Annotated in this window: 14 protein-coding genes; 4 read left to right on the top strand and 10 right to left on the bottom strand. The window is 70.7% G+C overall.

The window, feature by feature from the left end; genetic code table 11:
• Window positions 1-20: 20 nt before the first annotated feature.
• From AC1DWJ_RS07250 to AC1DWJ_RS07260, 3 genes are all read right to left on the bottom strand, one after another.
• Entirely contained in the window at window positions 21-770 is a 750-nt protein-coding gene (locus tag AC1DWJ_RS07250) for an aggregation-promoting factor C-terminal-like domain-containing protein (protein WP_457252776.1), read from the bottom strand.
• A 320-nt stretch (window positions 771-1090) separates the two neighbouring features.
• Window positions 1091-2419: a PhoH family protein gene (locus AC1DWJ_RS07255; protein ID WP_457252827.1), complete on the bottom strand. Its 1329-nt coding sequence runs from the start codon at window positions 2417-2419 to the stop codon at window positions 1091-1093.
• Between the two features lie 428 nt (window positions 2420-2847).
• Window positions 2848-3609 (bottom strand): isoprenyl transferase, encoded by a 762-nt coding sequence (locus AC1DWJ_RS07260; RefSeq protein WP_477620391.1) that lies wholly within the window; start codon window positions 3607-3609, stop codon window positions 2848-2850.
• A 140-nt stretch (window positions 3610-3749) separates the two neighbouring features.
• Between AC1DWJ_RS07260 and AC1DWJ_RS07265 the strand changes: the two genes are divergently transcribed.
• Window positions 3750-4574: a thioesterase family protein gene (locus AC1DWJ_RS07265; protein ID WP_477620392.1), complete on the top strand. Its 825-nt coding sequence runs from the start codon at window positions 3750-3752 to the stop codon at window positions 4572-4574.
• 104 nt (window positions 4575-4678) lie between these two features.
• Complete coding sequence (gene trhA / locus AC1DWJ_RS07270; protein WP_457252779.1) at window positions 4679-5377, top strand: PAQR family membrane homeostasis protein TrhA; 699 nt, start codon at window positions 4679-4681, stop codon at window positions 5375-5377.
• A gap of 3 nt (window positions 5378-5380) precedes the next feature.
• Here trhA and AC1DWJ_RS07275 read toward each other — a convergent pair whose 3' ends face one another.
• The 3 genes from AC1DWJ_RS07275 to mca are packed head-to-tail and all read right to left on the bottom strand — an operon-like array spanning window position 5381 to window position 7028.
• A complete protein-coding gene (locus tag AC1DWJ_RS07275; RefSeq protein WP_457252780.1) occupies window positions 5381-5767 on the bottom strand; it encodes a VOC family protein in 387 nt (128 codons plus the stop codon).
• Between the two features lie 41 nt (window positions 5768-5808).
• Complete coding sequence (locus AC1DWJ_RS07280) at window positions 5809-6096, bottom strand: hypothetical protein (RefSeq protein WP_477620393.1); 288 nt, start codon at window positions 6094-6096, stop codon at window positions 5809-5811.
• Window positions 6093-7028, bottom strand: a complete 936-nt coding sequence (gene mca / locus AC1DWJ_RS07285) for a mycothiol conjugate amidase Mca (RefSeq protein ID WP_477620394.1) — start codon at window positions 7026-7028, stop codon at window positions 6093-6095. Before mca ends, AC1DWJ_RS07280 begins: the two co-directional genes overlap by 4 nt.
• Window positions 7029-7124: 96 nt before the next feature.
• Between mca and AC1DWJ_RS07290 the strand changes: the two genes are divergently transcribed.
• On the top strand, window positions 7125-7514 hold the full coding sequence (locus AC1DWJ_RS07290) for a DUF4307 domain-containing protein (RefSeq protein ID WP_477620395.1): 390 nt from the start codon (window positions 7125-7127) through the stop codon (window positions 7512-7514).
• Between the two features lie 98 nt (window positions 7515-7612).
• Here the strand turns inward: AC1DWJ_RS07290 and AC1DWJ_RS07295 are convergent, their stop codons facing one another.
• Window positions 7613-8065 carry a hypothetical protein gene (locus tag AC1DWJ_RS07295; protein WP_477620396.1) on the bottom strand — a complete coding sequence of 151 codons (453 nt, stop codon included), beginning with the start codon at window positions 8063-8065 and terminating at the stop codon, window positions 7613-7615.
• A gap of 399 nt (window positions 8066-8464) precedes the next feature.
• Here AC1DWJ_RS07295 and greA point away from each other — a divergent pair, with 399 nt between their 5' ends.
• A complete protein-coding gene (greA, locus tag AC1DWJ_RS07300) occupies window positions 8465-8959 on the top strand; it encodes a transcription elongation factor GreA (RefSeq protein ID WP_457252785.1) in 495 nt (164 codons plus the stop codon).
• Between the two features lie 83 nt (window positions 8960-9042).
• On the opposite strand, the gene ilvA is transcribed toward greA, so the two are convergent.
• The 3 genes from ilvA to AC1DWJ_RS07315 are packed head-to-tail and all read right to left on the bottom strand — an operon-like array spanning window position 9043 to window position 12163.
• Entirely contained in the window at window positions 9043-10269 is a 1227-nt protein-coding gene (gene ilvA / locus AC1DWJ_RS07305; RefSeq protein ID WP_457252786.1) for a threonine ammonia-lyase, read from the bottom strand.
• Between the two features lie 47 nt (window positions 10270-10316).
• Window positions 10317-11174: an ABC transporter permease gene (locus tag AC1DWJ_RS07310; RefSeq protein WP_457252787.1), complete on the bottom strand. Its 858-nt coding sequence runs from the start codon at window positions 11172-11174 to the stop codon at window positions 10317-10319.
• Window positions 11171-12163, bottom strand: coding sequence for an ATP-binding cassette domain-containing protein (locus AC1DWJ_RS07315; protein ID WP_457252788.1), 993 nt, complete (start codon window positions 12161-12163; stop codon window positions 11171-11173). Before AC1DWJ_RS07315 ends, AC1DWJ_RS07310 begins: the two co-directional genes overlap by 4 nt.
• Between the last annotated feature and the right edge of the window lie 2 nt (window positions 12164-12165).

The raw sequence follows: 12165 nt of genomic DNA on the forward strand, positions 1-12165 counted from the left end.
TCAGTGCCGCTCAGCGCGGCTCAGTACCAGTGCGGGGAGCGGCTCTGCCAGGCGCTCCAGGCGCCGCAGGGGGTGCCGTAGGAGCTCCTGATGTACTGCAGGCCCCAGCGGATCTGGGTGACCGGGTTGGTCCGCCAGTCGGAGGCGACCGTGGCCATCTTGGAGCCGGGCAGGGACTGCGGGATGCCGTAGGCGCCGGAGGAGGAGTTCTCGGCGGTGTAGCGCCAGCCGCTCTCGCCCATCCAGAGGTTGTCGAGGCAGCTCCACTGGCCGTCGCCGAAGCCGAACTCGGGCAGCAGCGCCTGGGCCGCGGCGCGCGGGTCGGCCTGGGCGTTGGCGAGGATGGCCTGCTTCTTGGCGGCGAGCGCCTTGCGGGCCTTCTCGCGGGCGACCTTCTGGGCGGCCTCGCGGCGCGCCTTGGCGGCAGCCTCGCCCGCGGCGACCGCAGCGACGCGGTCCTTCTCCTGCGCGGCGGCCATGCTGGCGTTGGTGTCGTTGCGGTCGGCAGCCAGTCGAGCGGTGTCCTCGATCTGGGCGTCCGCGAGCTCGTTGGCCTGGGCGATCGCCTCGGTGCTCACGGTGAAGGCGGCGGCGCCGGTCTGGCGCTGGTCCGCGGCCTGGTAACCGGCGGCGGTGGTCGCGATGACCGCGAGAAGCATGCTGGAGGTGACGGCGGGGCGACGGATCGCCTTCGTCAGACCGGAGGAGCGAGAAGCTTTCCTGCCGTGGGACGACGCATGGCGGTGCCGTCCCTGGTAGGGCTGGCTCATACGGGTTCCTCCAAAGGAAAAGCCACCCTGTGGTGGCCTCAATCGGTGCCGGGGGATGTATTCGCCGAAGTCGCCCAACAGGCTGGCAGACAGCCCAACAGAACAGCGTCCCGGCACGTTATGAAACCGAGACCTTACCCGACGGGACGTCGCGAACTGAAATCGTCAACCACTTTCTGTGACTGGTGTGACAGATGTGATGACAGAGTCATCCTTTCGGTGGAGGCGCCGCCGTGGATCCGGGAGAATTCTGGCGAATTCCCGCGCTGGACCACGGCGGCGCGTCACCTGGACGAGAAGCCGGTCACCTCGTCGACGGGTCAGACCTCGAGCCCCTCCAGCAGGTCGGTCACCAGGGCGGCGATCGGGCTGCGCTCGCTCCGGGTGAGCGTGATGTGCGCGAACAGCGGGTGGCCCTTGAGCGCCTCGATCACCGCGGCCACGCCGTCGTGCCGCCCGACGCGGAGGTTGTCGCGCTGGGCGACGTCGTGGGTGAGCACGACGCGGGAGTTCTGGCCGATCCGCGAGAGCACGGTCAGCAGCACGTTGCGCTCGAGGCTCTGCGCCTCGTCGACGATGACGAACGCGTCGTGCAGCGAGCGCCCGCGGATGTGCGTGAGCGGCAGGACCTCGAGCATCCCGCGGTCCATGATCTCCTCGACCACCTCGTGCGACACCAGCGCTCCGAGCGTGTCGAAGACCGCCTGGGCCCACGGGCCCATCTTCTCCGACTCGCTACCCGGGAGGTAGCCGAGCTCCTGGCCGCCCACGGCATACAGGGGACGGAAGACCACCACCTTGCGGTGCTGCCGACGCTCCATCACCGCCTCGATGCCCGCGCAGAGCGCGAGTGCCGACTTGCCGGTGCCGGCCCGCCCGCCGAGCGAGACGATGCCCACGTCGGGGTCGAGGAGGATGTCGAGCGCGATCCGCTGCTCGGCGCTGCGGCCGTGGAGGCCGAACGCGTCACGGTCGCCGCGCACCTGGCGGATCTGCTTGTCGGCGCCGACCCGCCCCAGACCGCTTCCCCGCGGCGAGAGCAGGACCAGGCCGGTGTGGCACGGCATCTCGGCCGCCGTGGCGTTCTCGATCCGCCCGTGCTCGTAGAGGGCATCCATCTCCTCGACGGTGACGTCGAGCTCGACCATGCCGGTCCACCCGCTGTCGACCGCCAGCTCGGCGCGGTACTCCTCGGCCTCGAGCCCGACGGCGGAGGCCTTGACCCGCATCGGGAGGTCCTTGCTGACGATCGTGACGGCGAAGCCCTCGTCCGACAGGTTCTTGGCGACCGACAGGATCCGGGTGTCGTTGTCGCCGAGTCGGAAGCCGGCCGGCAGCGAGCTCGGGTCCGTGTGGTTGAGCTCCACCCTGAGCGTGCCACCGTCGGCGCCGACGGAAACCGGCGCGTCGAGCCGCCCCTCACTGATCCGCAGGTCGTCGAGCAGCCGAAGCGCCTGCCGGGCGAAGTAGCCCAGCTCGGGGTGGTGTCGCTTGGCCTCGAGCTCGGTGACGACGACCACCGGCAGCACGACCTCGTGCTCCTTGAACCGCAGCATGGCGCGCGGGTCGGACAGGAGGACGGACGTGTCGAGGACGAACGTCCGGAAGGCGGGAGCCGCGGCCTTGCCTGTGGCCTTCGGAACCGGCATGGCGCGGGGCGCAGCCGCAGCGCTGGAGGAGGTACGACGGGTGGTGTCGTGGTTCGAGGCCAATGTCTCTCCTTGGCACAGCGCGCGCTTCGGCGCGGTGCGCCTACTCGCGAACGAGGTGCCGGGACCAGGCTTTCCCACCGCGGTGGAGCCGGTTCCGGCCCTCCGCTCGGAGCTGGATCTGCTCCATAGGTTGGCCTCCCCGAACGCGGGACGGGTGCCCCGCGTCACTACGGACGGTACGACCGTGTCCGGCCCGTACCGTGCAACCACGCCGCAAGTCATCCAGAGTTAACCCGTTGGCCCGATGCGGCCCTCAGGCGTTGGTATGCCGCGGGGAGCTCGTTACCCCTGAGCCCTTGGTCGGCAACTAGTTGCCCCTGAGCCCTTGGTCGGCAACTAGTTGCCCCTGAGCCCTTGGTCGGCAACTAGTTGCCGAACCTGCGGTTCCGCTCCGCGTAGGCGCGCAGCGCGCGGAGGAAGTCGACGTGCCGGAAGTCGGGCCAGTAGGCCTCGCAGAAGTAGAACTCGCTGTGGGCGCTCTGCCAGAGCAGGAACCCGGAGAGGCGCTGCTCCCCCGACGTGCGGATGACGAGGTCGGGGTCCGGCTGGCCCTTCGTGTAGAGGTGCTCGGCGATGTGCTCGACCTGGAGCGTCTCGGCCAGCTCCTCGATGGTCGTGCCGTTGGCTGCGTGCGAGATGAGCATCGACCGGACGGCATCGGTGATCTCCTGGCGCCCGCCGTAGCCCACCGCGACGTTGACGGTCATCCCCTGCACGCCCTCGGTGAGGTCGGCGGCCTCCTTGAGCCGGCGGGCGGTCTCGGCAGGCAGCAGGTCGAGCGAGCCCACCGGGTTGATCACCCAGCGCTTGGTCTGGGCCAGGTCACTGACCGTGGTCTCGATGATCGACAGGAGGGGGACCACCTCGGCAGCCGGACGGTTGAGGTTGTCGGTGGAGAGCAGCCACAGCGTGACGACCTCGACCCGCGCCTCCTCGCACCAGTCCAGGAACCCCGCGATGTTGTCGGCCCCGGCCTGGTGGCCTTCCTTGGTGCCGTGACCCCGTGCCTTGGCCCAGCGGCGGTTGCCGTCCAGCATCACGCCCACGTGTCGGGGAAGGGTCTCCCGGGAGAGGCGGCGGCTCAGTCGCCGCTCGTACGCGGCATACAGGAGGTCGGACAGCGCCACGGCCACTCCTCACCTTCTCCCGGTGCTGCTCCCCGTCCCGACCCCGACGGGCCAGCGGGCTGCTCTCGGGGACCGAACCTGCGGTCCCGACCCACCACGCTACCCCCGTCGGCTGCGTGCAGTCCGGCAGGATGACGACCATGTCGCCCGCCCCCGACGCCTTCTACCTGCTCGACGACTCCGACGCCGGGGCGGGCAGCAGCACCACGTCGAGCACCGTCAGCTCGACCAGCCACACGGCCGGGCCGTGGTCTCCGCAGGCGCAGCACGGCGGTCCGCCGATGGCGCTCATGGCTAGGGAGGCGCAGCGGCTGGGCGACGGCAGCCGCGTGGTCGCTCGGCTGACCTGCGACCTGCTCGGCCCCGTGCCGGTCGGCCGGCTGCGGGTGCAGGCGGTGGTCGCGAGACCGGGGCGCAGCGTCGAACTGGTCGAGTGCGAGCTGGCCGACGCCGACTCGGGGCGCGTCGCCGCACGCGCCGCCGCCTGGCTGGTGCCTCGGGTCGACTCGGGCCCGGTGGCCGGCCTGCCGACCCCGCCGACCGGCCCCGCGACCGGTGGCGAACGGGCCGTCCCCCCGGGCTGGCACCCCGGCTACATCGACGCGATCGAGTGGTCGTGGGTGGAGGGCTCGCTCGGGGAGTCCGGGCCGGCGACGGTCTGGATGCGTCCGCGGGTGCCCCTGGTGGCCGGCGAGCCGATGGCACCGTTGCAGCGGCTGATGGTCTGCGTCGACTCCGCGTCGGGGGCGAGCGCGGCCCTGGACATCACCGCGTGGCAGTTCATGAACACCGAGCTGACCGCCCACCTCGTGCGTGAGCCGGCCGGCGAGTGGATCGGGCTGCGCGCCCTCACCACACTCGGCGGTGGGGCCGCCGGCCTGGCGCAGGCCGAGGTGTTCGACGACCAGGGCTTCGTGGGCCGGACCGCCCAGGCCCTGTTGGTCCGCCCGACGCCCCGCGCGTGACGGGCGATGACCGTGGTGCGGATGTCCGAGTTCCCGGTGGTCCTGAGTCGCGTCTCACAACCTACGCGCTAGTAACCTACGCGACCGTAGGTTACAGTGGGGCCATGACCTCAGCACCCGACCCCGGTCCCGCGCAGGGACACCTCGAGTCTGTCGTCGCCGCAGTGAAGCCCCACCTGCGCGGCTGGCTCCACGCGGGCATGGTCCCGCTGGCCCTGGCGGCGGGCATCGTCCTGATCGCGCTGGCCCCCACGACTCCGGCGCGGATCGCCGCCATCGTCTTCAGCATCACCGCCTGGTTGCTCTTCGGCACGTCCGCGGTCTACCACCGCGGCAACTGGTCGCCCAAGGTCGCCGGGGTGCTCAAGCGGATGGACCACTCCAACATCTTCCTCATCATCGCGGGCACCTACACGCCGTTCGCGTTGCTGCTGCCCCGCGACGACGCCCGCACGATGCTGCTCATCGTCTGGATCGGCGCCATCGCCGGCGTCCTGTTCCGCGTGTTCTGGGTGAGCGCACCCCGCTGGCTCTACACGCCGGTCTACGTCGCCCTCGGCTGGGTGGCCGTGTTCTACCTCGGCCCGTTGCTCGAGTTCGGCGGCCCCGCGATCGTCACCCTGATCGCCGTGGGTGGCCTGCTCTACACGGTGGGCGCGCTCGTCTACGGCATCAAGCGTCCGAACCCCTCCCCCCGCTGGTTCGGCTTCCACGAGATCTTCCACACCCTGACCGTCGCCGCGTTCACGGTGCACTACATCGCGGCGTCGATGTCGGTCTACGGAGCCGGCTCGGCCAGCTGACGCTCAGGCAGACGGCGGCGCGGTCTCCCAGAGACCCACGACGTTGCCCTCGGTGTCGGTGAAGTAGGCCGTGAAGCCCATCCCCCCGACGGGCTGCTTGGGCAGCGACACCGTCCCGCCCTTGGCCTCGATGGCCTGCAGCGTCGCGTCGATGTCCTCGACGTCGATGACGACGCGCGGCGCTTCGTCGGCGCTGGCGCGCGGCCCCATCCCGCCGTTGATGAAGCCCGGCTCGGTCGGCCCCTGGTCCCCGGTCGGTCCGGTCGAGATCATCGTGTAGTCCATCCCCGGGTAGGACTGCAGGTCCCACCCGAACAGGTCGCCGTAGAAGGCACGGGCCCGCTCCGCGTCGTCGTACGGGAGCTCGAAGTGGACGATACGACCGCTCATGACGGGGCCTCCTGGTCGGCACCCCGCCCGGGGGCGGAGCGTTAGGTTCTGGGCTCCCCAGTCTGCCCCTGGTCGCCCTCGGCGTCACCGGTGTCGGAAGGTCGTTCCGGCTGCTGCGCGCCCGACCCGCCCCGCTGTGGCTCCTTCGCGGCAGCGTCCGCCTCGACCTCGGCCTCCGCCTCCCGCTCGCGCTCCTGCGCGGCGTAGGACATCCGTCGCATCCGCGCGTTCATGTTCCGCATCAGCAGGTAGAGCGCGAGGGCCAGCACGAAGAACGCCAGGAAACCCCAGAGCCCGGGCGAGACCATCGCCGACGGTGCGCCGTTCACGGGGTCTTCTCCTTGCGGCCGTCGTACGCGATCTCGAGGTCACTGCTGGTGGCCAGGGCGTCACCGGTCGCCGCGTCGGGGATGCCCGCGAAGAGGTCGTCCTCCACGGGTACGACGGGCACGTACGACAGCGCCGCCTCGAAGTCCTCGGTCGGCCAGACGCTGACCTGCAGCTCGCGCGGCACCCGGAACCACGCGCCGTCCGGGTCGATCTGCGTGGCGTGCGCGAGCAGGGCCTGGTCGCGCTGGTCGAAGAAGTCGGAGCACTCCACCCGGGTGGTGATGGTGCGGGCCGTCTCGGGGTCCCAGTCCTTGAGCCAGTCGCCGTACGGGCTCTCGACACCCTGGGCGAGCAACGCGTCGTGGAACGCCGCGTACTTCGCCCGGTTGTGCGAGTTGTAGTAGATCTTCAGCGGCTGCCAGGGCTCACCCGCATGGGGGTATGCCGCGGCGTCACCGGCGGCTGCGAAGGCCGCCATCGAGACCGTGTGGGTCATGATGTGGTCGGGGTGGGGGTAGCCGCCGTTCTCGTCATAGGTCGTCATGACGTGCGGACGGAACCGCCGGATCTCGCGGACCAGCGCTTCGGCCGTGACCTCGATCGGCTCGAGCGCGAAGCACCCGTCGGGCAGCGGGGGCAGCGGGTCGCCCTCGGGCAGACCCGAGTCGACGAACCCGAGCCAGGTGTGGTCGACGCCGAGGATCTCCTGGGCCCGCTTCATCTCCTCGCGCCGGACCTGGGCCAGGTCGCGTTCGATGTGGGGGTCACCCTTGAGCCGGGGGTTGAGCACGTCACCGCGCTCCCCGCCGGTGCACGAGACGACGAGCACGTCGTAACCCGTGCCGGCGTACTTCGCCATCGTCGCCGCGCCCTTGCTCGACTCGTCGTCGGGGTGCGCGTGCACCGCCATGAGCCGCAACCGGTCAGCCACCTGCACAACCTCACTCGTCCATCGCCGACAATGGTGTCGTCCGGCGTCGTCGAGAACCGGACCGCCAGCCATCCTCTCACCCGCGGAAGGTCACCCATGCCGCTCCCCCGTCCCGCCCCCGGCACCGGCCGGTGGTGGGTCATCGGCACGATCGGCTGCACGATCGGGATCGCCCTCGCCGTCTGGCTCGGCCTGGCGAACAGCCTGGGCGCGATCACCTGGACGGACACCGACTACAAGGTCATCGACGACACGACCGTGCGGGTCGGGTTCGACGTGCACCGCTCCCCCGGCCAGGAGGTCGTCTGCACCGTGCAGGCGCAGGACACTGCGCACGGCGTCGTCGGGGTGCTCGAGGTGCCGGTCGACGCGTCCACGCAGCGCTCGAGCCACCTGCAGGTGCTCGTCCGCACCGCCTCCCGGGCGGTCGGCGGCAGCGTGCGCGGCTGCGTCCCCGCCGAGCAGCCGCGACCCGGCGACGGCTGAGCAGTCCCCCAGCGCCGCTGCTCCCCCCGGTTCGGGGTAATCCACAACCGGATTCCGGCAGCGGAATACCTCGAACCGAGGCACGATGGGCCGTTCGGTCAGCGCAGGGCGGCCACGGCGCGCCGAATCGCGAGCGCGCCCACTGCGGTCGTCACGGCCAGCAGGAAGTACTGGTAGCCGGCGAGCCCGGCAGTCAGCTCCTCGTTGCCGAGGCCACCGTCGAAGAACCCGGAGACGACGCTCACCAGGCAGGCGGTGGCCAGGAGGCCCGCGGCCACGGCGGCACCCCGGCCGAGGCGACGGGTGGCCAGCCAGACCAGCAGCAGCTGCGCCACGATCATCGGCACCGGGGCGGCCAGCAGGGCTTCGGGACCCCAGGCCTCGCCCCAGGTGTTCACCCCGGCACGCACGGCGAGCAGCCCGCCCACGAGGTCGGTCGCGAGCAGCACGGCCATCGCCAGCCGGAGGGTTCCACCGGTGCTGCGCGGGAGCGCCCGGAGGGCGCCGCCCGTGGAGGCGTCGGCCGGGCGGTCGGGGGTGGTGACGGACATGCTGGTTTGCTCCTCGGGTCGGGACGTCCGGTGTGGTCGTCTGCGGCAAGGGTGCCGCCCACCACTTGGGACTGACTTGGGGCGCGACCCGACCGGGCGCCTCGGGGCGCTCGAGCCCCCACCGAACGGGCCGCTGACCTGCGGCTATGCCGGGTGACGGCGCCAGCGGGAGCCGGCCACGCGGCATACCTCACGGGTTGTCCAGATGTTCAGTGCAGCGCTGTTGAAAGGCTCAGCGACGTGTTCGTGCGGCGCGAGGTAGTCTTGTCCTTTCACCGAGCGGTCTGGACCAGCCACTGCGACGTCACCAGCGAACGTGGTCGGGTCCGGGCCGCTGCGCGTAACACCCTCTCCGAGACGCAACCGCGTCCGACGGGGACCCGATCAAGGAGTATCACCGTGAGCGAGACCGCGACCCCCACCGCGAGCTACCTGACCCAGGAGGCCTTCGACCGTCTGAAGGCCGAGCTGGACCAGATGTCCGGAGAAGGCCGTACGGAGATCGCCAAGAAGATCGAGGCGGCCCGCGACGAGGGCGACCTCAAGGAGAACGGCGGCTACCACGCAGCCAAGGAGGAGCAGGGCAAGATGGAGGCCCGCATCCGCCAGCTGACCCAGCTGCTCGAGAACGCCGTCGTGGGCGCCAAGCCCGCTGACGACGGCATCGTCGAGCCCGGCATGGTCGTCACCGTGGAGATGTTCGGCGACGACGTGACCTTCCTACTCGGGTCGCGTGAGATCGCCGGCGACAGCGACCTCGAGGTCTACAGCGAGAAGTCCCCGCTCGGTGCCGCGATCAACGGCAAGAAGGTCGGCGACAAGGCCTCCTACAAGGCTCCGAACGGCAAGGTCATCCAGGTGTCCGTGAAGGGCGCCACGCCGCACGGCGGCTGAGCCACCCTCCACACCACGCACTGTCACACGGCAGACGAAGGGCCGCCCCTCGGGGTGGCCCTTCGCGGTGTGGCGTATGCCGGTCAGCCGAACTTGAGCTGGTAGCCCTTGCTGCGCAGCGTCCGCAGGACCTCTTCGCAGTGCTGCTTGCCCCGCGTCTCGAGCTGCAGGCCGATCTCGACCTCGTCGACGGTGATGGTCGTGCCGGTGCGGATGTGCTCGACCTCCAGCACGTTGGCGTCGACGGCCGCGCAGTCGGCGAGCAGCCGGGCCAGGTGGCCGGGCCGGTCCGAGATCCGCACCCGGAACTGCAGGTATCGACCGGCGGCGGCCATGCCGTGCCGGATGATCCGGAGCAGCAGGAGCGGGTCGATGTTGCCGCCGGACAGGACCGCCACGACGGGGCCGTCGAGGTGCTGCCGACCGGCCCGGTCGAGCAGGTGGGCTACGGCGGCTGCACCGGCGGGTTCGACCACGAGCTTGGCGCGCTCGAGGACGAAGAGCAGGGCCCGGGACAGCTCCTCCTCGCTGACCGTCTCGATCGAGTCGACCAGGTCGCGCACCAGGGCGTAGGGCACGTCTCCGGGCATGCCGACCGCGATGCCGTCGGCCATGGTCTGCATGTTCTCGAAGGCGACCGGCTTGCCCGCCGCCAGCGACAACGGGTAGGCCGCCGCCTGCTCGGCCTGCACGCCGATGATCCTCACGTCGGGCCGCGCGGCCCGGACGGCCACGGAGATGCCGGCGAGGAGCCCGCCGCCGCCGGTGCTCACCACGATGGTCCGGACGTCGGGGCACTGGTCGAGGATCTCGAGGCCTGCGGTGCCCTGGCCGGCGACGATGTCACGGTGGTCGAACGGGTGGATGAGGACGGCGCCGTTGCTCGACTCCCAGTCGCGGGCCTTGACCAGGCACTCGTCGATGGTGGTGCCGACCTGTTCGATGGTCGCGCCATAGGCCTGGGTCGCCAGCAGCTTGGGCATCGGGGCGCCGTAGGGCATGTAGACCTTGACGTCGATGCCCAGCAGCTGCCCGGCCAGCGCCACCCCCTGGGCGTGGTTGCCGGCGCTCGCCGCGACCACGCCGCGCGCCTTCTCCTCATCGGAGAGGCGAGCCATCCGCGTGTAGGCGCCACGGATCTTGAACGAGCCCGCCCGCTGGAGGTTCTCGCACTTGAGGAACACCTCGGCGCCGACCCGGTCGGACAGGGCCCGGCTGTACTCGAGCGGGGTGGGTCGGACGACGCCGCTGAGCAGGTCTTGCGCAGCGCGCACGTCGTCGATGGTGACTGACAGCGTCGGTGATGCCATGGCCGGAAGGCTAGTCCCTCCGGACCTGCCCCAACGACGCCCCTGCGCTAGCCCTGGGTGCGCTTGGCGAACGCCCGGATCGCGAGCGGCGCCACGATGAGGGTGAGCCCGACCGTCCAGATCAACGTGGTGATGATCGGGTGGTGGAGCGGAAGCGCAGCGTCGGCCGGCACGGGGAGGTCGTTGCCCCACAGCTGGCGGACCGACTGGACCAGCGCCGAGATGGGGTTCCACTCGGCGATGACCCGCAACACGTGGGGCATGTTGTCGGTCGGCGCGAAGGTGTTGGCCAGGAACGTGATCGGGAACATCGTCGTGAACATCAGCCCGTTCACGGCCTCGACCGAGCGCATCGCCGACCCGACGAGGATGCCGATCCAGATCATCGCGAAGCCCCAGAGCAGCAGCAGCGCGTAGGCCAGCACGGCTTCGGCGAAGCTGCCGCGGATCCGCCAGCCGACGAACAGCCCGGTCACCGACATCACGAGGATGCCGATGCTGGAGTGCAGGAGGCTGGAGATGCTGCGGCCCACGAGCACGGCCGAGGGGTTGATCGGCAGCGACCGCATGCGGTCGACGATGCCCTTGTCGATGTCGGCGGTGAGGCCGACGGCGACGATGAAGGACGCGAAGGCGATCGTCTGCCCCATGATCCCGCCCATCAGCCACTCGCGGTAGCCGGCCGGCGACCCCTTGACCGCGATCGACCCGCCGAAGACGTAGGCGAAGAGCAGCACGAACATGACCGGCTGGATGGTGACGTCCATCAGCATCTCGGGCATCCGCTTGATGTGGATGAGGTTGCGCCGGGTGATCGCCAGCGACTGTCGCAGCAGGCCGGTCGGCCTGATCTCGGGTCGGGCGATGCCGCTGGCCGACTGTCGCGTCGTCGTGTCGGTGGTCATGACGCCTGCTCCTGCTCGGTCTCGGTGTCGGCGTCCCTGGTGCCTGACGTGTCTTCGGCGCGGTGGCCGGTGAGGTGGAGGAACACGTCGTCGAGGCTCGGCCGCTTGAGCCCCAGGTCGTCGAGCTCGATGGAGCTGTCCTCGAAGATCGCCGCGATCCGCGTCATGTCGCGCAGCCCTTCGGCCGGCGCCGTCAGCTGGCGCGCGGCCTCGTCGACGTGCACCTCGGAGACCCGCTGGCGCAGCATGTCGGCGGCGGTCTGCAGGTCCTCGGCCCGCGACACGGTCAGCACCAGGCTGGCCTTGCCGCTGCGGTCCTTGAGCTCGAGCGGCGTGCCCTCGGCGATGATCTGGCCGCGGTCGATCACGACGATGCGGTCGGCGAGCTGGTCCGCCTCTTCGAGGTACTGGGTGGTCAGGAGCAGCGTGGTGCCGTCCTTGACCAGGCCGCGCAGGACCTCCCACAGCTCGACCCGGCTGCGCGGGTCGAGACCGGTCGTGGGCTCGTCGAGGAACAGCACGGGCGGGGTGGCGATGAGGCTGACCGCGAGGTCGAGGCGGCGGCGCATGCCGCCGGAGTAGGTCTTCACCGTGCGGTCGGCGGCCTCGGTCAGCGAGAACCGCTCCAGCAGGTCGGCACCCGCCGACTTCACGTAGCTGCTGGACAGGCCGTAGAGCGACCCGATCAGCCGCAGGTTCTCGCGCCCGGTGAGCAGCTCGTCCACCGTCGCCGCCTGGCCGGTCAGGCCCATCGAGCGACGCACCGCATCGGGCTCGCGCAGCACGTCGTGCCCGGCCACCCGCGCGGTGCCGCTGGTCGGCGTGGCCAGCGTCGTCATCATCCGCACCGTGGTCGTCTTGCCGGCGCCGTTGGGGCCCAGGAGCCCCAGCACGGACCCCTCCGGCACGGAGAAGCTGACGTCGTCGACGGCAGTCGTGTCACCGAACTTCTTGACGAGGTGCTCGGCCTCGATCGCCAGGGAGGTCATCG

The organism is Pedococcus sp. P2_D7 (genome assembly GCF_056404295.1).

Coding starts and splice junctions, on each gene's coding strand:
- AC1DWJ_RS07250 (WP_457252776.1), bottom strand. CDS start 770: ATGAGCCAGCCCTACCAGGGACGGCACCGCCATGCGTCGTCCCACGGC.
- AC1DWJ_RS07255 (WP_457252827.1), bottom strand. CDS start 2,419: ATGCCGGTTCCGAAGGCCACAGGCAAGGCCGCGGCTCCCGCCTTCCGG.
- AC1DWJ_RS07265 (WP_477620392.1), top strand. CDS start 3,750: ATGTCGCCCGCCCCCGACGCCTTCTACCTGCTCGACGACTCCGACGCC.
- trhA (WP_457252779.1), top strand. CDS start 4,679: ATGACCTCAGCACCCGACCCCGGTCCCGCGCAGGGACACCTCGAGTCT.
- AC1DWJ_RS07275 (WP_457252780.1), bottom strand. CDS start 5,767: ATGAGCGGTCGTATCGTCCACTTCGAGCTCCCGTACGACGACGCGGAG.
- AC1DWJ_RS07290 (WP_477620395.1), top strand. CDS start 7,125: ATGCCGCTCCCCCGTCCCGCCCCCGGCACCGGCCGGTGGTGGGTCATC.
- AC1DWJ_RS07295 (WP_477620396.1), bottom strand. CDS start 8,065: ATGTCCGTCACCACCCCCGACCGCCCGGCCGACGCCTCCACGGGCGGC.
- ilvA (WP_457252786.1), bottom strand. CDS start 10,269: ATGGCATCACCGACGCTGTCAGTCACCATCGACGACGTGCGCGCTGCG.
- AC1DWJ_RS07310 (WP_457252787.1), bottom strand. CDS start 11,174: ATGACCACCGACACGACGACGCGACAGTCGGCCAGCGGCATCGCCCGA.
- AC1DWJ_RS07315 (WP_457252788.1), bottom strand. CDS start 12,163: ATGACCTCCCTGGCGATCGAGGCCGAGCACCTCGTCAAGAAGTTCGGT.